Consider the following 25068-nt stretch of genomic DNA (forward strand, 5'->3'; position numbering starts at 1 on the left):
CAAGCCCGACCTGAGGATAGTGTCAGGCTCGGGTCAGCCAGGCGGCCATGGCCTCTTCCTGGCGGGTCAGCTTCGAGCGGCCCTTGTTGCGCGCCAGCGGCGCGGCCTGGCCCGTCAGCAGATAGGCCATGCCCCGGGCGGCGTCCGGATGGACCCACAAGCCCGAGGTCAGGCCATAGGCGTCTCCGGCGTGGCCGATCCAGCCCTCGCAGCCGTCGAACGGATTGTCGTAACCCTCGGTCCCGGTCAGCGTCTGGACGCCCAGGCCGTAGGCGCGGATCAGGCCGCCGTAGCCCTCGCCGTTCGGGCGGACCGGGTCGAACCGCCAGGTCGGCGTGGTCATGGTCCGGTAGGTCTCAAGCCTCAGGATCGGGGCGCCGCGCCGGGCCAACAACTGGCCGATCGCATCTAGGTCGTTGATCGAGGCCCGCAGGCCGCCCTGCGGCGCGAACACGAAGCCGTTCTCGCCGGGGGCATAGCTGTCCAGCGATCGCCCCGCCGCCTCGGCGCCGACCCGGACCGCGGCCTGGGGCGCGGGCGGCAGGGTCTGGTCCAGCTGGGCGATCCAGGGCCCCGTCGCGTCCCACGGCCCGTCGTCGGACGGGGCCTTGCGATAGAGCACGGCCCGCTGGTCACGGACCGCCTGGGAGACGCCGCTCCAGTTGAAACCGCCCTTCAGACCGAGGGGCTCCAACACCCGGGCGGCCATGAAGCGGTCGAAGCGCTGGCCCGACAGCCGCTCGATCAGCTGCGCGACCACGGCGTAGTTGACGTCGGCATAGGCGAACCAGTCGCCCGGCGCCTCCTCGGCCGGTCCGAACCAGGCGCCGTCGTCCCACTGGACGCCGCCGGGGGTCAGGGCCGCGCTCAGCGGGCGGCCGAACACGACCGGATAGCTGGGCCCGTTGCGCAGGCCGCTGGTGTGCGACATCAGCCGGCGCGGGGTGATGGCCGCCCGGGGAAATCGCGGATGGCGCAGGGACCACCCCAGAATGTCGGAGACGTCGTCGTCCAGTCCGACCTTGCCGGCCTCGACCAGGGTCATGAAGCCGATCGCCGTGACCAGCTTGGAGATCGAGGCGATGCGGGCCGGGGAGGCCTCGGTCATGGCCCGGCCGGTCGCGACGTCGGCAAGGCCGCGCGTCACGGTCCCCGCGAGAGGCTCGGGCGCGCCGCGGAAGACGGTTCCCGCCAGGCCGGGCACGGCGGCCTGGGGATCGCCTTTCCCCGCCAGCAGGTCGTCGAGGGGATCGCGCGCCGCGCCCGTCAGGGCCAGGGCGCCGGCGGCGGCGAGCAGGGAACGTCGGGTCGGCATGGAGAGGCTCTCGTGAGAGGGCCAGCCTAGCCGGTGTTCGAATCCGGCGTCATCCCCGAACACGCTGGATGACGTGGAGGATCAGGCCCTGGCCACCGCCCGCGTCCGCTTCCAGGCCCCGTAGGCGAACACCGCCACGCCCAGCCAGATGAACACGAACGACAGGGCCCGCATCGGGGTGAACGCCTCGCCCAGCAGCACGCCGATCAGGAACTGCAGGGTCGGGGCGATGAACTGCAGGAAGCCCATGGCGCTTAGCGGCATGCGGCGGGCCGACCAGGCGAACAGGACCAGGGGCACGACCGTCGCCGGACCGGCCAGCAGCAGCAGGGTGGTGACGCCCGCGCCGCTGGCGAGGTGGCCGGCGCCGGTGGCCTGCAGGTGCAGCACATAGAGCAGCCCAGGCACGGCCAGGTAGACGCATTCGATGAAAAGGCCGGTCTGGGCGTCGGCCTTCACCTGCTTGCGCAGGATGGCGTAGAGGCAAAAGCTCAGGGCCACCCCCAGCGAGATGATCGGCAGGTGGCCCAGGGCCGCCGTCTGGATGGCCACGCCGATCACCGCCAGGCCGATGGCGATCGCGCCCTCGCGGCTGATCCGCTCGCGGAACAGCAGGGCCCCGGCCGCCATGTTCATCAGCGGGTTGATGTAGTAGCCGAGGCTGGCCTCGATCACGTGGTTGGCGGTGACCGCGAACACATAGATCGACCAGTTGATGAAGATCGCCGCCGTGCTCAGGGCCAGGATCCCCAGGGTGCGCGGCTGGCGCAGCACCGCCGCCACCTGTCCGCCCTGCCGAGCCATCAGCACGGCCAGGAACGCCCAGGGGGCGGCCCACAGGGTGCGGTGGGCGACCATCTCCCATGCGCCGACGCCCAGCCCCGACAACAGGTGGAAATAGAGGGGCAGGACGCCCCACAGCAGGTAGCAGCCCACCCCGGCGATCAAAGCCGTCCGGGATTCGTCCGGGCTCTTGGTCGTGTCCGCCGACATCGCGTCGTTCCTCAAGATCGCCAATGAAAAAGGCTCCCGGGACCTGAAGTCCCGGGAGCCCCTGAAATCGTCCACCCGCTTGTTGCGGAGGGCGGCTTAGGCCGGGAGTTTCTGCTTGATGAGACCCTTCTCATGCAGCAGCTGCGCGATCTGCACGGCGTTCAGCGCCGCGCCCTTGCGCAGGTTGTCGGCCACGCACCACAGCGCGATGCCGTTCTCCACGGTCGGGTCGGTGCGGATGCGCGAGACATAGACCGGGAACTCGCCGGCGCTTTCCTTCGGCGTCATGTAGCCGCCGTCCTCGCGCTTATCGACCACCTGCACGCCGTCCGCGTCGCGCAGGATCTCGCGCACGTCGTCCTCGTCCAGCGGGGTCTCGAACTCGATGTTCACGGCCTCGGCGTGGCCGACCATCACCGGCACCCGCACGCAGGTGGCGGTCAGCTTGATGGCGGGGTCCAGGATCTTCTTGGTCTCCATCATCATCTTCCACTCTTCCTTGGTGAAGCCGTCTTCCATGAAGACGTCGATGTGGGGGATGACGTTGAAGGCGATCTGCTTGGTGAATTTCTTGGGGGGCGGGGCGCCCAGGACGAAGACGCCCTTGGTCTGCTCCCACAGCTCGTCCATGCCTTCCTTGCCCGCGCCCGAGACCGACTGGTAGGTCGAGACGACCACCCGCTTGATCTTGGCTTCGGCGTGCAGGGGGGCCAGCACCACCACCAGCTGCGCCGTGGAGCAGTTGGGATTGGCGATGATGTTCTTGGGCAGCTTGTCGACGGCGTCCGGGTTCACTTCCGGCACCACCAGCGGCACGTCCGGGTCCATCCGGAAGTGGCTGGAATTGTCGATGACGATCGGACCGGCCGCGCCGATCTTCTCGCCCCAGGCCTTGGAGATGGCGCCGCCGGCGCTCATCAGCACGATATCGACCTTGGAGAAGTCGAACTGCTCAAGGTCCTCGCAGTGCAGGGTCTGGCTGCCGAACGAGACTTCCACGCCGATGGATTTACGCGAGGCGATGGCATGCATCTTGTCCACGGGGAATTTCACTTCCTCGAGGATGTTGAACATTTCACGGCCCACATTGCCCGTGGCGCCGACCACGGCGACCCGGTAACCCATCGCAGCCTCCAATTCATGTCTTGAGCCCGCCATCGGCGGCGGGAGCGGACCCGTTACGCCCCGGAAGGCTCGGAAGCAAGAACAGGCTTTCTAATGCGACGCTTAGTGCGGGGCCGGAGGGGAAGATTTCACCTGAGGTGGATGGGATTTGCATCTCTCGCGCCCTCTCCCATGGGGAGAGGGAGGGACCCGCGCCGCAGGCGTGGGAGGGTGAGGGGGTAAGACGGTCGACGGCGCGCCGGCAGAGCGTCCGTGTGAAACCGGTAAGGGTGTAACCCCTTGCGTGTCTGGAATCTGTCAGAGTTGTGGTCGCCACGGGCCGGGTCATGGCCCGGCCCGTGGCGGTGACCGCGAGCCCGTTACCCCTGAGGCCTGCACGCCGTGGATGAGCTGGGGCCGCGGTCATCTTCTTCCTGAACCCGAACAGTTGCCCGGGACAAGACCCCGCACGCAAGGATGGGACGCCGAAGATGAACCAGGACGAATGTGTGATCGGCATCGACGTCTGCCAGGAACGGTTGGACGTGGCGATGCTGCCGACCGGAGAGATCCTCCAGTTCGACAATGACCCGGCCGGCTGGGCGGCGCTGATCAAGCGCTGCGGCGCCTGGACGGTGCGGGCCATCGGCCTGGAGCCGAGCGGCGGCTACGAACGCCCGCTGGTCAGGGCGCTGCGCGTGGCGGGCCTGCCGGTGCGGCTGGTCAATCCCTACCGGCTGCGCCAGTACGCCCGGGCCCTGGGCAAATTGGCCAAGAACGACGTGGCCGACGCCCTGATGCTGGCGCGCTTCACCGACCAGCTGCCGACCCGCGCGCCGCACCATGATCCGTTGGCCGAACAGATGGCCGAACTGATCACCGCCCGCCGCCAGCTGACCGAAGACCGCATCCGCCTGGAAGCCCAGGTCCGGCTGGTCGTCGATCCGCTCCTGCGCCGGATGGCCGGCCGGCGGCTCAAGCGCATCGCCGCCGAGATCCTGCTGATCGAGCGGCGGCTGGCCCAACTGGTCGCCAACGACGAGGCCATGGCCCGCAAGGACCGCCTGATCCAGTCGCTCAAGGGCGCCGGCCCCATCCTCAGCCAGACCCTGCTGGGCCTGGTCCCCGAGATCGACCAGCTCGACCGGCGACAGCTGGCCGCCCTGGTCGGCCTGGCGCCGTTCGACGACGACAGCGGCAAGCGAAAGGGCAAGCGCGCCATCTGGGGCGGACGGGCCGAGGTCCGCCGCGTCGTCTACATGGCCGCCCTGGCCGCCGCTCGCAGCAACCCCGCCCTCAAGGCCTTCCGCCAGCGCCTCATCGCCAACGGAAAGAGCCCCAAGATGGCCATCATCGCCGTCGCCCGCCGCATGCTCGGCATCATCGTCGCCCTGCTGCGCTCAGGTCAGGCCTGGGACCCCCAATACGCCCGATAAACACAGTTGCTCACCCTCCCACCGCTACGCGGCGGGCCCCTCCCTCTCCCGCTGGGAGAGGGCGTTCGAAGCCTTGACGAAATCCACGAACGCCCGCAGCGGCGCGGGCATGTGCCTACGGCTTGGATAATAAAGGTACGGCCCGCTGAACGGCGGCAGCCAGTCGTCGAGCACGGTCTCCAGCTTGCCCGCCGCGATACGGTCGGCGCAGAAGGCCTCGAAGGTGGCCAGCAGGCCGAGCCCCGCCTCGGCGGCGGCCAGCTCCAGCTCGCCGCTGTTGGTGACCAGCGGCCCCTCGGGCTGGACGCGGACGACCTCGCCGTCCTTTTCGAACTCCCAGGCGTAGCTGGACCCGCTGGGAAAGCGATGGCGGATGCACGGGTGGCCCAGCACCTCGCGGGGATGGCTCGGTCGGCCATGCTTTTCGAAATAGGCCGGGGAACCCACCACCACGAAGCGCTGCGGTCCGGCCAGGGGCACGGCGATCATGTCCTTTTCCAGCCGCTCGTCATAGCGCGCCCCGGCGTCGAAGCCGGCCGCCAGCACGTCGACGAAGGCCTCCTCGACGCTGACCTCGACGCGGATGCCGGGATGGGCGGCCAGGAACCGGGGGATCAGGTCGGGGAGGACGATCCGCGACACCGCCCCCGGCACGTTCAGCTTCAGCACGCCGGTCGGGCTGTCGCGGAAGGCGTTGACCTCGTCCAGGGCCAGGGAGACGTCGGCCAGGGCGGGGGTCAGGCGGGCCAGCAGCCGCTCGCCGGCCTCGGTCGGGGTGACGCTGCGGGTGGTGCGGTTGAGCAGCCGCACGCCCAGGGCCGCCTCCAGCCGGCGCAGGGCTTCGGACAGCGACGAGGCCGAGACCCCGCGCGAGGCCGCCGCGCCTCGGAAGCTGCGGGCCCGCGCCACGGCGGTGAAGGCGTCCAGATCAGCCAGGTCGGGCTGGGCCATTGTGCGACTTTCCGAGCGGCTGGTGTGGTGGCGAGCGGATTATCGCACGCGAAGCGGCGCTGCCTAGCGCCCGCGCTCGAACGGCGCCGCAGGTCGAGGCCCAGCGACAGCCAACGCCGAGTGGTTCGCGCGTGCGATTTTGCAAGGGGAGGCGGACGAAAATTTTGCGTCTTTTCTCCGGCGGCGCTCGCGCTAGGGTCGCCGTCATGATCGAAGCGCTGCTGAACAAGATGGTCAAGGTCGGCGACCTGACCGTCCACCTGCCCAACGGCTCGGTAAAGAAGGCCGGCGACGGCTCGGGCCCGCCCGTGACCATGCGGATCAACGCCCGCGGCCTGCGCCGCCTAGTGGCCAATCCCAGCCTGGGCCTGGGCGAGGCCTATATGGAAGGCGACCTGACGATCGAGCAGGGGACCCTGTGGGACCTGCTGGAGATCGTCGGCAGGAGCGGCGGCCGCACGCCCAAGCGCGGCACGCCCCTGACCCGGGCCAGGAAGGCGGTCAAGCGCACGGTGCAGTCGCTCAACGACCGCATCGCCTCGCGCCGCAACGTCGCCCACCACTACGACGTGGGCAACGAACTCTATAAGCGCTTCCTCGACGCCGACATGCAGTACAGCTGCGCCTATTTCGCGCGGCCCGACATGACCCTGGAGGAAGCCCAGGCGGCCAAGAAGGCCCATATCGGCGCCAAGCTGAACATCACCCCGGGCATGAAGGTGCTGGACATCGGCTCGGGCTGGGGCGGCATGTCCCTGACCCTGGCGGCCGACCATGGGGCCAAGATGACCGGGGTCACCCTGTCGACCGAGCAGCTGGCCCTGGCCCGGGAACGGGCCGAAAAGGCGGGGCTGTCCGACCGGGTCGAGTTCCGCCTGACCGACTATCGCGACCTGGACGAGACCTTCGACCGCATCGTCTCGGTCGGCATGCTGGAGCATGTCGGCGCGCCGAATTTCCAGACCTATTTCGACACGGTCAAACGCCTGCTGACCGACGACGGCAGCGCGGTGATCCACGCGATCGGCCGCATGTCCGGCCCCGGCGCGACCAACGCCTTCACGGCCAAGTACATCTTCCCCGGCGGCTACATCCCGGGCCTGTCTGAGATCGTCAAGGCGGTCGAGGCGGCGGGTCTGTGGATTACCGACATTGAGATCCTGCGCCTGCACTACGCCGAGACCTGCAAGCACTGGCGGATGAGGTTCCTGGCCGACCCGGATATCCCGACGATGTTCGACGCCCGGTTCCGGCGGATGTGGGAATTCTACCTGTGCGGGGCCGAGCTGGGCTTCCGCTATGGGGGGCACATGGTCTTCCAGATTCAGGTCGCCAAGAAGGTCGGCGCCTTGCCGATCACCCGGGACTACATGTTCGAGGGCGAGCGGTAGAACGAGTTCCTCCCCCTGTGGGGGAGGCGATCGCGTAGCGATCGGTGGGGGGAGTTGTCGGACGGTTGAACCTGTGCGACCAGCACCCGAGCATCCCCCCTCCGTCGGCTTCGCCGACACCTCCCCCACAGGGGGAGGGTCGTCACCGGCGACCACATTCCGAGGACACCATGGGCCAGTTTCGCGCGGCCGATCTCTTCCGCCGCAAGCCCGTGGGCCGGGTCGTCGCCGAGGGCGGCGAGCACCTGCCGGAAGATCACGCCCTGGGGGGCCTGCACCGCACGATCGGCCTGTTCCAGCTGACCATGCTGGGCGTCGGGGCGACGATCGGCACCGGCATCTTCGTGGCCTTGACCACGGCCGTGCCGGCCGCCGGGCCCGCCGTCGTCGTCTCGTTCGTGATCGCCGGGATCACCGCGGCCCTGACCGCCCTGTGCTACGCCGAGCTGGCCTCGACCATTCCGGTGTCGGGGTCGTCCTACAGCTACGCCTACGCCACCCTGGGCGAGTTCGCGGCCTTCCTGGTCGGCGCCTGCCTGCTGCTGGAATACGCGGTCTCCGCCTCGGCCATCGCCGTGGGCTGGGGGCAGTACCTGAACGAGATGTTCTCCGACCTGATCGGTTGGCGGATGCCCGACGCCATCGCCAAGGCGCCGGGGGCGGGCGGGGTGTTCAACCTGCCGGCGGTGGTGCTGGTCGGGGCCTGCCTGGTCCTGCTGCTGCGGGGCGTCAAGGAGTCGGTGACGGTCAACGCCGTGCTGGTGGTGCTGAAGCTGCTGGTGCTGCTGTTCTTCGTGGTCATCGCCTTTTCCGGTTTCCACGCCGGCAACCTCAAGCCCTTCGCCCCGATGGGCGTGGCCGGGATCGGGGCGGCGGCCTCGTCGATCTTCTTCTCCTATATCGGCATCGACGCGGTCTCGACGGCCGGCGACGAGGTCAAGGACCCGCGCCGCACCCTGCCGCTGGGCATCATCCTCAGCCTGCTGATCGTCACGGCGGTCTACATCCTGGTGGCCCTGGCCGCCGTCGGGGCCCAGCCCTGGACGGCGTTCGCGGGCCAAGAGGCTGGGCTGGCGGTGATCCTGCGCAACCTGACCGGCCAGGCCTGGACCTCGCTGATCCTCTGCGTCGGGGCCATCGTCTCGATCTTCTCGATCACCCTGGTGGTGATGTACGGCCAGACCCGCATCCTCTACGCCATGAGCCGCGACGGCCTGCTGCCCAAGGTGTTCCAGCGGGTGAACCCCAAGACCCAGTCGCCGGATCTCAACACCTGGATCGTCGCGGCCTTCATCGCGGTCCTGGCCGCCTTCGTGCCGCTCGACACCCTGGTCAACCTGACCAGCATGGGCACCTTGATCGCCTTCGCCATCGTCTCGCTGGGGGTGATCATCCTGCGCCGCACCCAGCCGGACCTGCCGCGCGGCTACCGCGTGCCGCTGTACCCGGTCGTGCCGGCGCTCAGCGTGGCGTTCTGCGGCTATCTGATCGTCGGCCTGCCGCTGGACACCTGGATCCTGTTCGCGGTCTGGGCGGCCGCCGCGTGCGTGCTGTACTTCGGCTATTCGGTCAGACGATCGAAGCTGGCCGCCGGGTTCTGAAACCCGCTGCCCGCGCCGGCGTTGAGCCAACGCTCGGGGCGGATTCGCTCTCTGGGAACATAAGCCCACCCGCGGCGGTTTTGTCGGTGCTGCCGTCGAGGCCGTGGGCGGTCGCTATGATCGTGGATAAGGCCGACTACGGTTACGGTAAATAACAAACGATTGCATCGATACTGCAATCGTCATACATCGTGCACTCGGTACATCCGCCGTTCCAGGCGGGGACCGAACCGCCTTGGGGAGGATTCATGCGCAAACGTCACGCTCTGCGCGCCCTGTTGCTGGCCGGCTGCAGCGGCGTCGCCGTTCCCGCCTGGGCTCAGACCGCGTCGACGCAGCCCGTCCCGGTCAACGCCCCCGCCGCCCAGACCCCCGCTCCCGCCGACCCGCAGACCGTCAGCGAAGTCGTGGTCACGGGCCTGACCTCGCGCAATCGCCCGCTGATCACCGCCTCGGCCGACATCACCCTGGCGACGCGCGCCGACATCGAGCGCAAGGCCCCGCGCTCGACCGCCGACCTGTTGGAACTGGTGCCCGGCATCTTCGTCGAGGGCACGGCCGGCGAGCTGTCGAACAACTATTCGGTGCGCGGCCTGCAGGGCGGCGGCCAGCGCTTCATCCAGCTGCAGGAGGACGGCCTGCCGGTCATCTACCAGGGCGGCGGGGCGGACTTCTTCTTCTCCGAGGACGTCACCATCGACCGGATGGAAGCGGTCAAGGGCGGCACATCGGGCATTCTGACCGTCAACGGGGCGGGCGCCACGATCAACTTCCTGTCGCGCAAGCCCAATTTCGACAAGCCCGAGGGGGTGGTGCGGGCCACGGGCTACAATTACGGCCTCAAGCGCGGCGACTTCTACTATTCCGCGCCGATCGCCAACAACCTGGCCTTCAACATCGGCGGCTATGTCCAGAGCAGTCCCGGGGTGCGCAAGAACACCTTCGACTATGACGGCTACCGCCTGAAGGGGATGCTGGAATACCGCTTCGACGGCGGCGGATTCGTGCGCCTGACCGGCAAGATCGGCGACATGGAGAGCGCCTACTACGCCGACCAGCCCTACGCCTACAGCAACGGCAAGCCCCACGGCATTCCAGGGCTGGGCACGCAGTTCGGCAATGTCGGCGGCGCCGCCTTCAACCGGATCTCCGTGCCGGTGTCGACCTTCGTCGAAGGCGACGGCTTCCGCGATTTCCGGCTCAGCGAGGGCGTGCGGGTCAAGACCAAGCAGCTGCGCATCGATTTCGAAAAGCCGCTGAGCGACAGCGTCGAGATCTTCGCCCGGGCCCGCTACCTGGACCTGAAGGACGACTTCAACGGCCTGTTCCCCGGCTCGGGCACCGGCAACGCCGGCCTGGCCAGCGCGGTCACCTATCTGACGCCGGGCGCGGCCTCGCCGATCAACAACCTGCTCACCGCCGGCCTGGCCGCCTATCCGGCCACCGCGCGTTTCGGCGCCAAGAACCTGCGCACCGGCGTGGTCATCCCCTCGAGCGACGTGGCCACCCTGAACGCCCTGAACGGCAACGGCTTCCTGCAGGAAACCACGCTCAACCACGATTACCAGTCGGGCCACGACTTCGGCGCCAATATAGGCACGCGCTGGGAATATCAGGGCGACGGGTTCAAGAACTCGCTGACCACCGGGGTTCAGTATTACGACGTCAGCCGCAGCCAGAACCAGTCGGCGGTGGCCACCGTGGTCAACGACGTCCGCACCAACAGCGATCTCTATGACATCGTCTCGCTGGACGCGAACAACCAGGTCATCGGCGTGCTCAGCGACAACGGCATGGTGTCGTATGGCGACTGGGGCGCGGGGGTTCGTCGCCGCACCGACAAGTCGGTGTCGCTCTACGCCAACGACGAGTTGGCGATCGGCGACAAGATCCACATCGACGGCGGCGTACGCTGGGAAAGCGACAAGGCCCGGTACCTGGAAGGCAACGCCGCGGCGGTCAACCAGCCGGTGCAGCCCGGCGTGGCAGGCGTGGTGCGCACCGTGGGATCGACCTTCGACGGCACGTTCACCGAGACGCGCCGGACCCAGGACAAGGTCGCCTGGACGCTCGGCGCCAGCTATCTGATCACGCCGCACTTCTCGGTCTATGGCCGCTACGCCAACGGCTTCCAGACCAACAACACCGATCCGATCACCAAGATCGAACTCTATGAGGCCGGCGTGCGCTTCGAGTACGGCCGCGTCCTCAGCGCCTCGGCCACGGTGTTCCGGACCAATTTCGACAACCAGTTCTACAACTTCATCGACCCGTCCGATCCCACGAAACAGACCAGCTTCCTGGCCGACCTCAAGACCAAGGGCGTCGAGCTGGACGCCCTGGTCCGGCCCGTCGACTGGTTCTCGGTCAATGTTTCGGGCGTGATCCAGGATCCCACCCTCAACAACCTCAGCCTCGACGGCGTGCCGCAGCCGACCTATGACGGCAATCGCCCCGAGCGGACGCCGGCGCGGCTCTACACCATCACGCCGGCCATCAAGCTGCCGAACGGCCTGGGCGAGGTCTATGCCCGCTACAAATATGTCGGCAAGATCTACGCCGACTCCGGCAACGGCGTGGCCCTGCCGTCCTATGGCGTCACCAGCGCGGGGGTCACCCTGAACCTGAAGGACAATCTCCAGGTCAACTTCAACGTCGACAACATCTTCGACGTCGTCGGCCTGACCGAGGGCAACCCGCGGCAAGGCCAGACCCAGAACGCGGCCTCGGGCTATTTCTACGCTCGCGGCATCGTAGGACGGACCTATGGCGGTTCGCTCACCTTGCGCTTCTAGGAGCTGTGGACAGTTAGGCGTTTAGCATGGTGGGCGCCGCCCTCGTCCTTCGACAAGCTCAGGATGAGGGCTGCCGACAAGGCGGTTCAGTAGAATTCCTCATCCTGAGCCTGTCGAAGGACGAGGAATTCGGCCCAAGACCGTCAACAGTCCACGGCTTCTAGAGCGCTAGGCCAGGCGGGGGACGACGGATGCGCCGGTCCCCGTGGGATTGGAGACAGCGATGTTCAAGAACTTTCGATGGGCGGCCGCCGGCGGCCTGCTGTCGCTGACCGTCTCGAGCCAAGCCTTGGCCAGGCCGGACCTGGCCTACCAGCTTACCGAGGGGCAGAACCTCAACGCCTTCGTCCGCGAAGACACGGTCGCCGCGCACCTGTTGCTGCGCAACGGCGTCGATCCGCGCATCCTGGTCGCCTTCCCGGCCGGCAACAGCGGCGTGGGCCTGTGGTTCGAGCCGACGGCCAAGCCGGCGACCTGGCGTCTGGACCAGCCGCCAAAGCCGCTCCGCCGCGGTGCGCTCAACGGCGTGGTCGCCCGCGCCAGCCTCGACGCGCCAAGACTGGTCGCCAAGCAGGCGGTGCTCTCCAATGTCCGCTACCTGCGGGACTATCAGGCGGTCGGCCGCTTTCCGGCCGAGGTGGCGACCGAACCGACGATTCAGGGCGACACCCTCACCTGGCGGCGCGCCCGTCTCGACGGCGGGCCCGGCTACGCGCTGACGATCCGCGTCATCGGCGGCCGCATCGACCAGGGCGCCATCGTCGCCGGGGCCGACGGGCGGATCGCGCTGGAGATCACGGCGTTGAGCGGCGACGCGCCGCTGACGCCGTTGCCGATCGGGCAGCTGCTCAACGCCCAGGCGGCCGCCGATCCCGGCGCTCGCGACGCCCTGGCCTTCCTCAGCTATCGCGAGAAGTTCCTGGCCGGCTCCTGGCGCTTCAACACCTATTTCGGCCGCGACACCCTGATGTCGGTGCGGCTGCTGATGCCCGCCCTGCGGCCGGCGGCGGTCGAGGCGGGGCTCAATTCGGTGCTGGCCCGGCTGTCGCCCGGCGGCGAGGTGGCGCACGAGGAGGGCGTCGGCGAGTTCGCCGTCGTCCAGAACCGCAAGGCCGGCCGCGACGGCGACGCGGCCGAGCTCGACTACGGCATGGTCGACGACGACTACATGCTGGGCGCCGTCGCCGCCGACTACCTGCAAGGCCCTGGACAGGCGCGGGCGCGGACTTGGCTGGCCCAGCCCCTGGCCAGCGAGAGCCAGCCCGGCGTCCGCACGCCGACCGGCGCCAGGCTGGTCAGCAACCTGCGCTTCGTGCTGAACCAGGGCCGCGCGTTCGCCGACGCCCCTTCGGCCCGGACGCTGGTCGCGATCAAGCCCGGCCGGATGACCGGGGAGTGGCGCGACAGCAACGAGGGGCTGGGCCGCGGGATCTATCCCTACAACGTCAACGCCGCCCTCGTGCCGGCCGCGATCGAGGCGGCCGACCGCCTGTTCCGCGCCGGCCTGCTGGACCCGTATCTTTCGGCCGAGGACCGCGCGCTGTTCGCCGACGCCGGCCGGATGGCCCAGGTCTGGCGCGCCCAGGCGTCGCCGCTGTTCCGGGTCGAGTTGCCGGCTGCCGAGGCGGGCGCGTCGATCCGGTCCTACGCCGACAGCCTGGGCGTTCCCGCCGCCCCGGCCCTGAAGGCCCTGGACGGGCGAGCGCTGGTGTTCCACGCCCTGTCGCTGGACGCCACGGGCAAGCCCGTGCCGATCGTCAACTCGGACGAGGGTTTCGCCCTGCTGTTCGGCCATCCCTCGGCGGTGGATCTGGACACCTATGTCACCGCGACGATGCGTCCCTTCCCGGCGGGATTGATGACCGATGTCGGCCTGGTGGTCGCCAACGCCGCCTTCACCGATCGCGAGGCGCAGGCCCGTTTCACCCCGGCCGCCTATCATGGCGCGGTGGTCTGGTCCTGGCAGCAGGCGCTGCTGGCCGCCGGGCTCGAGCGACAACTGGCCCGGTGCGACCTGCCCGCGTCGCTGCGCGCCAAGCTGGTCGCGGCCCAGGCCGAGCTGTGGCGGGCGATCCGCGCCACCCGCCCGGTGCAGAGCTCCGAACTCTGGTCCTGGGCCTTCCGGAACGGTCGCTACGAGGTCGTGCCGTTCGGCGCGGGCAAGGCCGATGTCGACGAGTCCAACGCGGCGCAGCTGTGGAGCACGGTCTATCTGGCGGTGCGGCCCCCGGCCGAGCCGGGACCTCCGGCGAAGGCCGCGAAGACGAGCCAACCCGTCATCGGCGTGGGCGCGGCGCCCGAATGGAACCGCTGCCCGGGCTAGGTCGAGCCGCCGATCAGGGCGGCGATAGCGTCGTCGTGCTTCGGCAGGGTGGGCGTGGCGCGCGCGATCACCGCCGCGATCTGCTCCAGCTGCTGGCGGTTGAGAGCCGGATCCAGCGTATCGGCCAGCGGACTGTAGCCCTCGGCGCGCACCCCCTGACCTTCGAGCACGGCCAGCCAGCTGGCCTCACGGAACAGCTCGTCGGGCGTCAGCATCAGCCGTCCGGCGCGCCGATACTGCTCTTCCTTGGCGACCAGGCTGTCAGGCAGCGCCATGTGGCGCGTATGCCGCCAAAGCGGCGACTCGTGCCCCTCGGTGGCGTGATAGTGCAGGATCAGGAAATCCTTGATCCCGTCCATGTCGCGGCCGAACAGCGTGTTGAACTGCCGCGCCAGGCCCGGGTCGCAGTCTTGGTCGGGAAACAGCGTGATCAGCTTGGCGATGGCGCTCTGGATCAGGTGGATGCTGGTCGACTCCAGCGGCTCCAGGAAGCCGGACGACAGGCCTATGGCCACCACGTTCTTGCGCCAGGTCTCGCGCCGGAAGCCGGCCTTGAACCGCAGGAAGCGCGGCGCGTCCAGCGCCGCGCCGTCCAGGCCGCCCAGCAGGGTCGCCGCGGCCTCGTCGTCCGAAAGGAAGGCGCTGGAATAGACGTAGCCGTTGCCGGTGCGGTGCTGCAGCGGGATCCGCCATTGCCAGCCGGCCGGGCGCAGGGTGGCGCGCGTGTAGGGCGTGGTCTCGGCCACCCGGGCGCAGGGCGCGGCGACGGCGCGGTCGCAGGGCAGCCAGTGCGACCAATCCTCGAAGCCGGCCTCCATCACCCCGTCGATCAGCAGGGCGCGAAAGCCCGAGCAGTCGAGGAACAGCTCGCCCTCGATCCGCTCGCCGCGATCGGTGGTGAGGGCGGTGACGAAGCCGGTGTCGGGCGCCCGCTCGACCGTCTCCAGCTTGCCCTCGTGCCGCGTGACGCCGGCGGCTTCGGACAGGCCGCGCAGGTATTGCGCATAGAGCGTGGCGTCGAACTGGTAGGCGTAGCCCAGCGTCGACAGGATCGACCGCGCCTCGTCGCCCGGCTTGGCGAACCGGTTGGCGGCCGCCAGCTGGGTGGCCAGCGAGAAGGCCGACAGCGGACCGTCGAACCCCTCGGCGCGGGCCTTCAGCCAGCGCTGGTGAAAGGGAACGGGCCCCAGGTCGACGCCGTAGCGTCCGAACGGATGGAAATAGCGGCTGCCCGGACGGGCCCAGTCGACGAAGGCGATGCCCAGCTTGTAGGTGGCCTTGGTGGCGCGAACGAACGCGGCTTCGTCCAGGCCGATCAGATCGTTGAACCACTGGATCGTCGGGATGGTCGCCTCGCCGACCCCGACCGTGCCGATCGCCTCGGACTCCAGAAGATCGATCTTCAGTCGGGACCCGAAGGTCTTGGCCAGGGCGGTGGCCGCCATCCAGCCGGCCGTGCCGCCGCCCAGGATCACCAGACGCTCAACGCGGTTCATTCCCGGCTCCCCATTTTTGAGCGCCATATTGCAATCGTTTGTATGAAAGGCAACATGGATTGCGACGGCCGCCCGGGCTGAAAGCCCCCTGGGCTAGGCGGGTGAATCGGATTGCCCTACAGCTTCGCTGGGCCGGGCAGGCGCGCGGGCTCTCGCCACGAGCGTCGATCAAAGAAGGGGAAGGTCTCTGGAAAAGCCGGTTCGCATCCGCACGCTTGCCGACTTGGCCAAGATCGCCGGCGTGAACACCGCGACCGTCTCGCGCGCCCTGGCCGACAGTCCGCTGGTCAAGACCGACACCAAGGCCCGCATCCAGGCGCTGGCTCAGGCGCATGGCTTCCGCCCCAACCAGATGGCCCGGCGGCTGCGGGCCCAGCGCACGGGCGTCATCGGCGTCGTGGTGCCGCTGGGTCGCGAGAAGCGCCAGCACCTGTCCGACCCGTTCTTCATGACGATGCTGGGTCATCTGGCCGACGCCCTGACCGAGAACGGCTACGACATCATGCTGTCGCGGGTCGTCCCCGACACCGCCGACTGGCTGGAAGCGATCATCGGCTCGGGCATGCTGGATGGCGTGCTGCTGATCGGCCAGTCGGACCAGTTCGAGGCCATCGAGCGCGCGGCGGCCCACTATCGGCCCCTGGTCGCCTGGGGCAGCCATTGGTCCGGCCAGAGGCACTGCTCGGTCGGCACCGACAATTTCGCCGGCGGGCGGCTGGCCGGCGAACGCCTGGCGGCGGCCGGGGCGCGCCGCATCGCCTTCCTGGGCGAGGTCCGCACGCCGGAAATCGGCCAGCGCCACGCCGGCCTGTGCGCGGCCTTGCAAGCGCGGGGCCTGCCCGCCCCGCAGCAGTTCGACGTGCACCTGGCGTCCGACGTCATGGAGCAGGAGATCTCCGCCCATATCGCCCAGGCCGGCGAGGACATCGACGGGGTGTTCGCGGCGTCCGATGTGATCGCCATGACGGCGCTGCGCGTGCTGACCGACCGGGGCCTGGCCGTTCCGGACCAGGTCCGGGTGGTCGGCTACGACGACATCCCGCTGGCCGCCCAGACCGTGCCGCGCCTCACCACCGTCCGGCAGGACATCGCCACCGGCGCCAAGGCGATGGCCGACGCCCTGTTCGCCCGCATCGCGGGCGAGGACGCCGTGTCGGTCCAGATGATCCCCGTGCTCGTCCGGCGGGACACGGCCTGACGACCGCGAGTTGCCGCAGCGTCCGCGACGTTCGCGGCAGGTTCGCCTTTATACGGCGCTGTCGGGCTCCGCGGCCTCGTCGCGGAATTCAGCCGCCGGGACGAAGACCGCGCCGTTTTCGTCCAGCACCCACGCCCCGACGAACGCGGGATGGTCCGGATCGAGATCCTCGTCGATCAGGTCGCCGTCGTAGAGACCGATGGTGCTGTAGTCGAAGTCCAACGAGAGCTGATGAGCGAATCCCGCCATCTCTTCGGCCATCCGGCGCGAATAGCCCAGGACCTCGCTCTCGTTGGCGAATTCGTCCGTCAGCGTGCTGACTTCCGCCGCATCGCTGCCTTGGGTCGCACTGGTCGTGACGATGGTATAGGCGGGCATGGTCATCTCTCGTGAATCTGGAACCCTCACCTAGCCCGGTTCGCTCGCGGGCGTGGTCCGGATTCCGAAAAAACTTCAGTGGGGACCCCGGTCGTTCCTCTTGGTGGCGCGGTAGACTTTTTGCAGCCCGCCCTGCCGGCGGCGTTCGGCGTCCCTGGCGGTGCGTTCGGCCTTCTCCTCCACCGCCGCCAATTCGAGGCCGAGCTTCTGGAAGTGCGCCCAGCGGTCCGCATCGAGAGTCCCGCTTTGCAGGGCGTCGCGAACCGCGCAGCCGGGTTCGTTGGCGTGGCCGCAGTCGTTGAATCGACAGGTTTCGGCCAGGCGCTCGATGTCGTCGAACACCATTCCGACCCCGTCTTCGGCGTCGATCAGCCCGACCTCCCGCACGCCGGGGGTGTCGACGATCATGCTTCCGCCGGGAAGCAGGACCAGCTGGCGGTGGCTGGTGGTGTGGCGTCCCTGGTCGTCGGATTCCCGGATCGCCTGGGTCGCCATGCGTTGTTCGCCCAGGAGCACGTTGAGGAGGGTGGACTTTCCGACGCCGGACGAACCGATCAGCACGCAGGTCTCGCCCGGCGCCAGATGGGCCAGCAGGGCGTCGAGGCCGAGGCCTTGCCGAGCCGAAACCATGACCACCGGGCAGCCCGGCGCAAGGGCCGCGATCTCGGCGGCCTGCGGGCCCGACTCGATGCAGAGGTCCGACTTGGTCAGCACCACCACGGGGCGCGCGCCGCTCTGCCAGGCGGCGGCCAGATAGCGTTCGATCCGGCGAGGATTGAGGTCGGCGTTCATCGAGGTGACGACGAAGGCCAGATCGATGTTGGCCGCGATGACCTGCGGCGTCTGCACGCTGTCGGCGGCCCGGCGCACGAAGGCGGTGCGGCGGGGCAGGACGGCGTGGATGGTGGCCGTGCGTTCCGCGAGGTTCGTCGACAGCGCCACCCAGTCTCCCACGGCGGGGTGACCGGCCTCCTGGGCCTGGTGACGCAGGCGGCCGGAAAGCTTGGCGCGCAGCTCACCCTCCTCGGTGATCACCCCATAGCCGTTCCGCTGCTGGACGACGACGCGTCCCGGCGCGTGGCCAGCCCGCGCGTGACCTTCGAAGGCCCGCGCCAGCAGATCGGACCATCCGTACTGTCTGATCAAGTCAGGGGCTTTCAAATCGTCAGCGATCCATCGCCACCGTTCGGCGCACTCTATGGCCGGGGGCCGGCGACGGCCAGCCATTCCCGCCGCCGCCGGAAGACTCGACCCGGCGCGGGGCGGCCGGCACGGACTATTCCACGGTGACGGACTTGGCGAGGTTGCGCGGCTGGTCGACGTCGGCGCCCTTCACCACGGCCACGTGATAGGCCAGCAGCTGGATCGGGGCCGACATCACCAGGGTCGAGACCAGCGGGTCGCTGGCCGGGGCGGTGACCACCACCCGGGCGCCGGCCGGGGCGTGCTTGGCGCCTTCGGGGTCGGTGATGAACACCACCTGGCCGCCGCGCGCCATGACCTCGCTCATGTTCGAGGCCGACTTCTCGAAATAGCTGTCATAGGGGGCCAGGATGATGATCGGGGTCTGGTCGTCGACCAGGGCGATCGGGCCGTGCTTCAGCTCGCCGGCGGCGTAGCCCTCGGCGTGGATGTAGCTGATCTCCTTCAGCTTCAGAGCGCCTTCCAGGGCCAGGGCCGACATCGGGCCGCGGCCCAGGAACAGCACGTCGCGGGCCTTGGCGATGTCGACGGCGATCTCCTTGAGGGCGTCCTCCAGGCCGATGGCCTCGGCGATCAGGCGCGGGGCCTCCAGCATCACCTTGACCATCCGCTGCTCCTCGGCCGCGTCGATCGTCCCGCGCGCCTTGGCGGCGGCCACGGCCAGGGCGATCATCACGCTGACCTGGGCGGTGAAGGCCTTGGTCGAGGCGACGCCGATCTCGGGTCCGCAATGGATCGGCCAGACCACGTCGACCTCGCGGGCCATGGTCGATTCCTGGGCGTTGACCACCACGGCGCTCTTCATGCCCTTGGCCTTGCAGTAGCGCAGGGCGGCCAGGGTGTCGGCGGTCTCGCCCGACTGCGACATGGCGATGACCAGCGAGCCGGGCCGCAGGGCCGGCTGGCGGTAGCGGAACTCCGAGGCGATCTCGACGTCGACCGGCAGGTCGGCCAGCTGCTCGATCAGGTACTTGCCGATCACCCCGGCGATGTAGGAGGTGCCGCAGGCGACGATCTGGATGCGCTCCAGCGCCTTGAAGTCGATGTCGCCGGGCATGGCGGTGCGGGCGGTCAGGGCGTCGACATAGGCGGCGATCGTCCGCTGGCAGCCTTCCGGCTGGTCATGGATCTCCTTCTCCATGAAGTGCCGGTAGTTACCCTTCTCCATCATCACCGCCGAGGCGGGGACCACCTTGACCGGGCGGTCGACTGGGGCGCCCGAGGCGTCGAAGATCCGGGCGCTGTCGTGGTCGATGGCCACGTAGTCGCCTTCCTCCAGATAGATCACCCGGTTGGTGAACGGGCCGACGGCCAGGGCGTCCGAGCCCAGGAACATCTCGCCCTGGCCCTCGCCGACCACCAGGGGACTTCCTCGACGCGCGCCCAGGATCAGGTCGTCGGCGCCCTCGACCAGCACCGCCAGGGCATAGGCCCCGGTCAGGCGGTCCAGGGTCGCCTTGAACGCCTCCAGCGGCGCCAGGCCCGTGGCCAGCTCGGCGTCGATCAGCTGGGCGATGACCTCGGTGTCGGTGTCGCTCTCGAACGCGCGGCCGGCGGCCTTCAGCTCGGCCTTCAGCTCGGCGAAGTTCTCGATGATGCCGTTGTGGACCAGGGTGACGCGACCGGCGGTGTGGGGGTGGGCGTTGGTGACGTTGGGCGCGCCGTGGGTGGCCCAGCGCACGTGGCCGATGCCGTTGCGGGCGACCAGCGGCTGCTCGGCCAGCACCGTTTCGAGGTTCTTGATCTTGCCCTGGGCCCGCCGCCGCTCGACTTTACCGTCAACGACCGCCGCCACGCCGGCCGAGTCGTAGCCGCGATATTCCAGCCGCTTGAGGCTGTCGACCAGGCGCCCGGCGACGGGCTCTTTTCCGACGATGCCGATGATGCCGCACATGGGCCATGATCCTTTGTAGAACGCCGCGCCTGGGACTATGGCTATGACACGGGTTATTTCGCGCTGGGCCTTTAGCATTCGTGCAGATCCAGCCCTCATAAATCTGCATTTCGGATCATTACGCTGTCCGATCTAGACCCTGGGTCATTCCGAAGGAATGATCCAAACCAAACAATTTGAGCGTGACGCTGTCACGCTCGGGCGAGACCAGACCACCATGAGCAAGCGCGCCTATTTCGGCACCGACGGCATCCGCGGCCAGGCCAACAAGCATCCGATGACCGCCGAGGTCGCCCTGCGGGTCGGCTTGGCGGCCGGCAAGCTGTTCCGCTCGCAGGACGACCGCCGCCACCTGGTGGTGATCGGCAAGGACACCCGCCTGTCGGGCTACATGATCGAACCGGCCCTGGTGGCCGGCTTCGCCAGCGTCGGCATGGACGTGCGATTGTTCGGCCCGCTGCCGACCCCGGCCGTGGCGATGATGACCCGCTCGATGCGGGCCGACCTGGGCGTGATGATCAGCGCCAGCCACAACGACTTCGCCGATAACGGCATCAAGCTGTTCGGCCCCGACGGCTACAAGCTGTCGGACGAGCAGGAGCTGAAGATCGAGGCCCTGATGGACGAGGGCCTGCAGGAGGGCCTGGCGCCGCCGCGCGGCCTGGGCCGGGTCAAGCGCATCGACGACGCCCAGGCCCGCTATGTCGAGATCGTCAAGGCCACCTTCCCGCGCCACCTGTCGCTGTCGGGCCTGCGGGTGGTGATCGACTGCGCCCACGGCGCGGCCTATCGCGTCGCGCCCACGGCGCTCTACGAGCTGGGCGCCGAGGTGATCGAGGTCGGGGTCACTCCCGACGGGACCAACATCAACGCCGAATGCGGCTCGACCCATCCCGAAGCCATGGCCAAGCTGGTCCGGGAATACCGGGCCGACATCGGCATCGCCCTGGACGGCGACGCCGACCGGCTGGTGATCTGCGACGAGAAGGGCGTGGTGGTCGACGGCGACCAGATCATGGCGATCATCGCCCTGGCCCTGGCCAAGGCCGGCAAGCTGAAGGCCGGCGGCGTGGTCGCCACCGTGATGTCCAATCTGGGCCTCGAACGGCTGATGACCGACAATGGCCTGACGCTGGAGCGCACCAGCGTCGGCGACCGCTACGTGATGGCCCGCATGCGCGAAGGCGGCTTCAACATCGGCGGCGAGCAGTCGGGCCACGTGATCCTGTCGGACTTCTCGACCACCGGCGACGGCCTGATCGCGGCCCTGCAGGTTCTGGCGGTAATGATCCAGACCGGCCAGCCGATGAGCGCCCTGGGCCGGCAGTTCGAGCCGGTGCCGCAGCTGCTGGAGAACGTCCGCTTCGCCGGCGGCAAGCCGCTGGAGCACAAGACCGTCAAGGAGGCCATCGCCGACGGCGAGGCCCAGCTGAACGGCGCGGGCCGCATCGTCGTCCGCCCGTCCGGCACCGAGCCCCTGATCCGCATCATGGCCGAGGGCGACGACCCGGCCCTGGTCAAGAAGGTGGTCCGGTCGATCGTCTCGGCCGTGAGGGCGGTCTGACGAGGCGCAACGGCGCAGCCGCTTCAACCGTTCAGGAGGGGCAACCCCAACGGAGGTTCCCCATGGACGGCCCGACTTCACCCGGCACGACCGGCCATCCGATGATCATGGCCAATCGGATCACCAGCACGCCGGTGTTCAACCGCGAGGGTGAGCACATCGGCCATATCGACAACCTGTCGATCGACAAGGTTTCCGGCCGGGTGGCCCACGCCATCCTGTCGTTCGGCGGGTTTCTCGGCATCGGCGACAAACTGCATCCGTTGCCGTGGGATCGCCTGGACTACCAGCCCGATAAGGCCGGCTACGTCGTGTCGCTGAGCAAGGAAGAACTCAAGGCCGCGCCCGCGCTCACCCGGGAGGACCTGGAGACGCTGGGCGCCGGCCCCGACTGGCGCGACGACATCGCGGCCTATTACGGCATGGGTCCGGCGATCTAGCCGCGTTCGGCGCGCCGCCCATGACAACGCCCCGAGGGGGGACCCTCGGGGCGCGCGCGGACCTGAGCTGGCGGGCGGCGTCAGGCCGCCGTCTTCCAGTTCGGTTCCAGCACCACGTGCGGCGGGCAGGGCGCGATCTGGCCATGCGGCAGGCCGCGCAGTTCGTTGGCGAAGCCGTGGTTGACGTCGCGGTGGTGGGCCTCGTCGGCCCGCACCACCTCGACCACGTCGCGCAGGGTCGCGCCCGTCGGCAGGTTCCAGTAGTCCAGCGCGATCCGCGGCGCGGCCACGTTCTCGGACCGGCCCTCGTCGATCTCGGCCAGGTAGTGGGTGTAGCTGATCACCGCCTCCTCCTCGAAATAGCCGACCACGCGGTGGGCGGTGCGGGAGGAGACGAGATAGAGGCCGAAGAAGAACAGGTAGAACACCCACTGGGCGGCCACGACCACGAAGCGTTCGAACATCGTCGGCCTGGCCACCTGGATGAAGGTCATCAGGTGCATGCGTTCGTTCTCGGCCTCGTCCATCAGGGTCTTGATCCAGCCCCGGTCGTCCTCCATCCGGCGCAGGCACTTCAGGTGGTTCAGCGTCGCGCCGACCATGCCGGGCACGGCGGCCACGGTCTCCAGGACGACCGCCCGGTGACCGTAGCGCTTGGCGAAGAAGGTGTCGGCGAAGAAGCGCAGCAGCTTGACGAAGCCATAGGCGACGCGGTCCGAGGCGCCGGCGGGCTTGTGGTGGACGGTCAGGTCAATGGCTGGGCTGGTCATGGTGGTTGTCCCCGAGCCGGCCCGCGTCGGGTCGCTCATGAGGCCGTGATACGCCCCGCCCATGCGGCGCGAAATTCGGGGCCGCTCCCTACCGGACGCCCCCTAAGGGGGGCTACGTATCTCCGTTCGATAGGACGTCACCAGCCGGCGGCGCGTCCCTCCGACAGCGCCTCGGGGGTGAACCCGGTCATCCGACCGGTCCGAGGATCGCGCTTGATCATCACCAGCATGCCGGTGTCGACATAGCCGGCCTGGAAGAGGGCCACGCCGCGTTGCCTCATCGCGTCGATCACCTCGGCCTTGAAGCGCTTGTCGATCACGTTGACCGACAGGTCGGCGCTCATCTTGGCCAGGTCCAGGCCGTAGCCGCCAAATCGCGGGGTCAGGGCCACCCGTTCGGGATCCCAGCCGAAGTCCAGGATGCTGGAAACCATCTGGAAATCGCCCGGCCAGAGCGAAGCGGAGAACGTGCTTGCGGCCAGGACCAGCTTGTCGCCTTCGAAGGTCAGAACGGCCGACATCGGTTCGACCAGATAGCGGCCGGGCGGTGTGGCGTAGGCGGAATCGGCCGCGTAGGGATGCAGCACGCCGGTGTTGTTGAGCGGGACGCCGCCGACAAAGATCCCGTTGGTCCCGAACGGCAGGGACTCGATCGTGTGCGTGCCGGCCACGGCGTTACCCTGGGCGTCGACCACGGTCACGGCGTAGCTGTGCGACCCTGGGGCGGGCAGGGACGTGCGATCGACTTTGGCCTGGACGTCGGTCCAGATCTCGCCGGCTCGCGGCCCGGCCAGCAACGCCGCCGGCTGGGCCGGATCCTCGAAAAAGGCGTGGGTGTTCAGCGCCGGCTCGGCGGTGACCGCGCGGCTGACGCGGACCATGGCTTCGAGGCCGTCCAGCGATTGCGAGGGATGGCCGAGAGCGACGATGTCGCCGTGTTCCAGCGTCTTGAGCGCCAGGAGCAGCCGCGCCCCGCCGCTGTCGTGACCGGAAAGGCCGTAGACCGTGCGGCCGCGATAGGTGATCCGCAGCGGCGGCGTCCATTCGGCGCGATAGTCGGCGAGGTCGGCGGCGGTCATGTCGCCGCCGTGGGCCCGCACCGCCGCGACGGCCGCCTTGGCCCAGGGGCCGGTCTGGACATAGGCCGCTCCCTGCAGCGCCACGCCGTCCAGGGTGTCGGCCATGGCCGGCAGCTTCAGGGTTTCGCCGATCCGATACGGCGCGCCGTCCGGATGGAAATAGGTCGCTCGACCATAGTCGGACGCGCGCAGGGCGGCGCCGTACGCGCTGGCGATGGCGGTGTAGATCGGGGTCACGACGAAGCCCTCGCGCGCCATCCGAGCGGCCGGACGGACCAGGTCGGCCCAGGGCAGGCGCCCGTCACGCCGATGCAGGGCCTCCAGTCCGGCGACCGCGCCGGGGACCAGCACCTGCTTGCCGACGGCCGTCTGGCCCGCGGCCCATTGGCCGTCCAGGCTGCGCACCGTCTTCAGCGGCGCGCCCAGGCTGGTCACCCGGCCGGAGCGGGCGTCGTAGACCAGGGCGGCCATCGGTCCGGCCAGGCTGCTGGCGCCTGGCGTCTGCACGTAGTCGGCGAAGGTGACGGCGATGAACGCGTCGGCCGCTGTGCCGCCCCGACGCAGGATGTCCAGGCCGATCTGGACCGACCGGTCGTGACAGGCGGCGACCATGGCGTGATCGGCCACGCCCATCGTGCCCCTCTTCGCCAGGTCCCGGGCCTCCAGAGCGGCGGCTTCCGCCGTTTCGCCGCCCCAGAAGGTGTCCGGCGAGCGGCGCTCATCCGCCTGGGCGGGGCCGAAGGCCATGCCCAGCGCGAGCACGCCGGCGGCAAGGCGGGACAGGACCGTAATGTTCATCGGAGCCTCGTTTTTGCGGGTTGCGAGAGGGCGCGTCTAATCGTCGTCCACGCCCTCGACCACGGCGCGCAGATAGTCGACGTGGCGGCGGAAGGCCTTGCGGCCGGCGGGGGTCAGGGCGACGCGGGTGCGGGGCTTCTTGCCAACGAAGTCCTTGGCGATCGCCACATAGCCGGCCTTTTCCAGGGTGTTCAGGTGGCTGCCGAGGTTGCCGTCGGTGGCCTGGGTGACGGCCTTGAGGCGCGAGAACTCCACCGGGTCGGCGTCGCGCTCGGCGTGCAGCGCGGCCATGATCTTCAGCCGCAGCGGCTGGTGGATCAGTTCGTCCAGCTCGGCCAC

19 protein-coding genes are annotated in these 25068 nt (G+C 69.0%); 8 read left to right on the plus strand and 11 right to left on the minus strand.

The window, feature by feature from the left end:
* Window positions 1–22: 22 nt before the first annotated feature.
* From ACSQ2G_RS08945 to ACSQ2G_RS08955, 3 genes are all read right to left on the minus strand, one after another.
* Complete coding sequence (locus ACSQ2G_RS08945; RefSeq protein ID WP_436030089.1) at window positions 23–1315, minus strand: serine hydrolase domain-containing protein; 1293 nt, start codon at window positions 1313–1315, stop codon at window positions 23–25.
* Window positions 1316–1396: 81 nt separating this feature from the next.
* Window positions 1397–2308 carry an EamA family transporter RarD gene (rarD, locus tag ACSQ2G_RS08950; RefSeq protein WP_436030091.1) on the minus strand — a complete coding sequence of 304 codons (912 nt, stop codon included), beginning with the start codon at window positions 2306–2308 and terminating at the stop codon, window positions 1397–1399.
* Window positions 2309–2404: 96 nt separating this feature from the next.
* Window positions 2405–3433 (minus strand): aspartate-semialdehyde dehydrogenase, encoded by a 1029-nt coding sequence (locus ACSQ2G_RS08955; RefSeq protein WP_436030093.1) that lies wholly within the window; start codon window positions 3431–3433, stop codon window positions 2405–2407.
* Window positions 3434–3903: 470 nt separating this feature from the next.
* On the opposite strand from ACSQ2G_RS08955, the gene ACSQ2G_RS08960 reads away from it, so the two are divergent.
* Window positions 3904–4848, plus strand: coding sequence for an IS110 family transposase (locus ACSQ2G_RS08960; protein WP_436030095.1), 945 nt, complete (start codon window positions 3904–3906; stop codon window positions 4846–4848).
* A gap of 24 nt (window positions 4849–4872) precedes the next feature.
* Here ACSQ2G_RS08960 and ACSQ2G_RS08965 read toward each other — a convergent pair whose 3' ends face one another.
* Complete coding sequence (locus ACSQ2G_RS08965; protein ID WP_436030097.1) at window positions 4873–5799, minus strand: LysR family transcriptional regulator; 927 nt, start codon at window positions 5797–5799, stop codon at window positions 4873–4875.
* Between the two features lie 206 nt (window positions 5800–6005).
* Between ACSQ2G_RS08965 and ACSQ2G_RS08970 the strand changes: the two genes are divergently transcribed.
* From ACSQ2G_RS08970 to ACSQ2G_RS08985, 4 genes are all read left to right on the plus strand, one after another.
* Window positions 6006–7190, plus strand: a complete 1185-nt coding sequence (locus ACSQ2G_RS08970) for a class I SAM-dependent methyltransferase (protein ID WP_436030098.1) — start codon at window positions 6006–6008, stop codon at window positions 7188–7190.
* Window positions 7191–7360: 170 nt separating this feature from the next.
* Window positions 7361–8791 (plus strand): APC family permease, encoded by a 1431-nt coding sequence (locus ACSQ2G_RS08975; protein ID WP_436030100.1) that lies wholly within the window; start codon window positions 7361–7363, stop codon window positions 8789–8791.
* 248 nt (window positions 8792–9039) lie between these two features.
* A complete protein-coding gene (locus tag ACSQ2G_RS08980) occupies window positions 9040–11586 on the plus strand; it encodes a TonB-dependent siderophore receptor (RefSeq protein WP_436030102.1) in 2547 nt (848 codons plus the stop codon).
* 223 nt (window positions 11587–11809) lie between these two features.
* A complete protein-coding gene (locus tag ACSQ2G_RS08985; RefSeq protein WP_436030104.1) occupies window positions 11810–13909 on the plus strand; it encodes a hypothetical protein in 2100 nt (699 codons plus the stop codon).
* Here the strand turns inward: ACSQ2G_RS08985 and ACSQ2G_RS08990 are convergent.
* Window positions 13906–15405, minus strand: coding sequence for a tryptophan halogenase family protein (locus tag ACSQ2G_RS08990; RefSeq protein ID WP_436030106.1), 1500 nt, complete (start codon window positions 15403–15405; stop codon window positions 13906–13908). The genes ACSQ2G_RS08985 and ACSQ2G_RS08990 overlap by 4 nt on opposite strands.
* 223 nt (window positions 15406–15628) lie before the next feature.
* Between ACSQ2G_RS08990 and ACSQ2G_RS08995 the strand changes: the two genes are divergently transcribed.
* Entirely contained in the window at window positions 15629–16603 is a 975-nt protein-coding gene (locus tag ACSQ2G_RS08995) for a LacI family DNA-binding transcriptional regulator (protein ID WP_436030107.1), read from the plus strand.
* Between the two features lie 48 nt (window positions 16604–16651).
* Here ACSQ2G_RS08995 and ACSQ2G_RS09000 read toward each other — a convergent pair whose 3' ends face one another.
* The 3 genes from ACSQ2G_RS09000 to glmS form a co-directional block, all read right to left on the minus strand.
* Window positions 16652–16981 carry a hypothetical protein gene (locus ACSQ2G_RS09000; protein WP_436030109.1) on the minus strand — a complete coding sequence of 110 codons (330 nt, stop codon included), beginning with the start codon at window positions 16979–16981 and terminating at the stop codon, window positions 16652–16654.
* 75 nt (window positions 16982–17056) lie between these two features.
* The gene (rsgA, locus tag ACSQ2G_RS09005) at window positions 17057–18127 is read right to left on the minus strand and encodes a ribosome small subunit-dependent GTPase A (RefSeq protein ID WP_436030111.1); all 1071 of its coding nucleotides are present in this window, start codon (window positions 18125–18127) and stop codon (window positions 17057–17059) included.
* A gap of 130 nt (window positions 18128–18257) precedes the next feature.
* The gene (gene glmS / locus ACSQ2G_RS09010; protein ID WP_436030113.1) at window positions 18258–20078 is read right to left on the minus strand and encodes a glutamine--fructose-6-phosphate transaminase (isomerizing); all 1821 of its coding nucleotides are present in this window, start codon (window positions 20076–20078) and stop codon (window positions 18258–18260) included.
* A 217-nt stretch (window positions 20079–20295) separates the two neighbouring features.
* Between glmS and glmM the strand changes: the two genes are divergently transcribed.
* On the plus strand, window positions 20296–21642 hold the full coding sequence (glmM, locus tag ACSQ2G_RS09015; RefSeq protein ID WP_436030115.1) for a phosphoglucosamine mutase: 1347 nt from the start codon (window positions 20296–20298) through the stop codon (window positions 21640–21642).
* A 62-nt stretch (window positions 21643–21704) separates the two neighbouring features.
* Entirely contained in the window at window positions 21705–22082 is a 378-nt protein-coding gene (locus tag ACSQ2G_RS09020) for a PRC-barrel domain-containing protein (RefSeq protein WP_436030117.1), read from the plus strand.
* Between the two features lie 80 nt (window positions 22083–22162).
* On the opposite strand, the gene ACSQ2G_RS09025 is transcribed toward ACSQ2G_RS09020, so the two are convergent.
* The 3 genes from ACSQ2G_RS09025 to ACSQ2G_RS09035 all read right to left on the minus strand — a co-directional run bounded on the left by ACSQ2G_RS09025 (window position 22163) and on the right by ACSQ2G_RS09035 (window position 25068).
* The gene (locus tag ACSQ2G_RS09025) at window positions 22163–22852 is read right to left on the minus strand and encodes an alternative oxidase (protein ID WP_436030119.1); all 690 of its coding nucleotides are present in this window, start codon (window positions 22850–22852) and stop codon (window positions 22163–22165) included.
* Window positions 22853–22989: 137 nt separating this feature from the next.
* On the minus strand, window positions 22990–24729 hold the full coding sequence (locus tag ACSQ2G_RS09030; RefSeq protein ID WP_436030120.1) for a gamma-glutamyltransferase: 1740 nt from the start codon (window positions 24727–24729) through the stop codon (window positions 22990–22992).
* A gap of 36 nt (window positions 24730–24765) precedes the next feature.
* On the minus strand, window positions 24766–25068 hold the full coding sequence (locus ACSQ2G_RS09035) for a winged helix-turn-helix domain-containing protein (protein ID WP_028040149.1): 303 nt from the start codon (window positions 25066–25068) through the stop codon (window positions 24766–24768).

Source organism: Caulobacter sp. LjRoot300, assembly GCF_964253875.1.
Classification (GTDB): Bacteria; Pseudomonadota; Alphaproteobacteria; order Caulobacterales; family Caulobacteraceae; genus Caulobacter.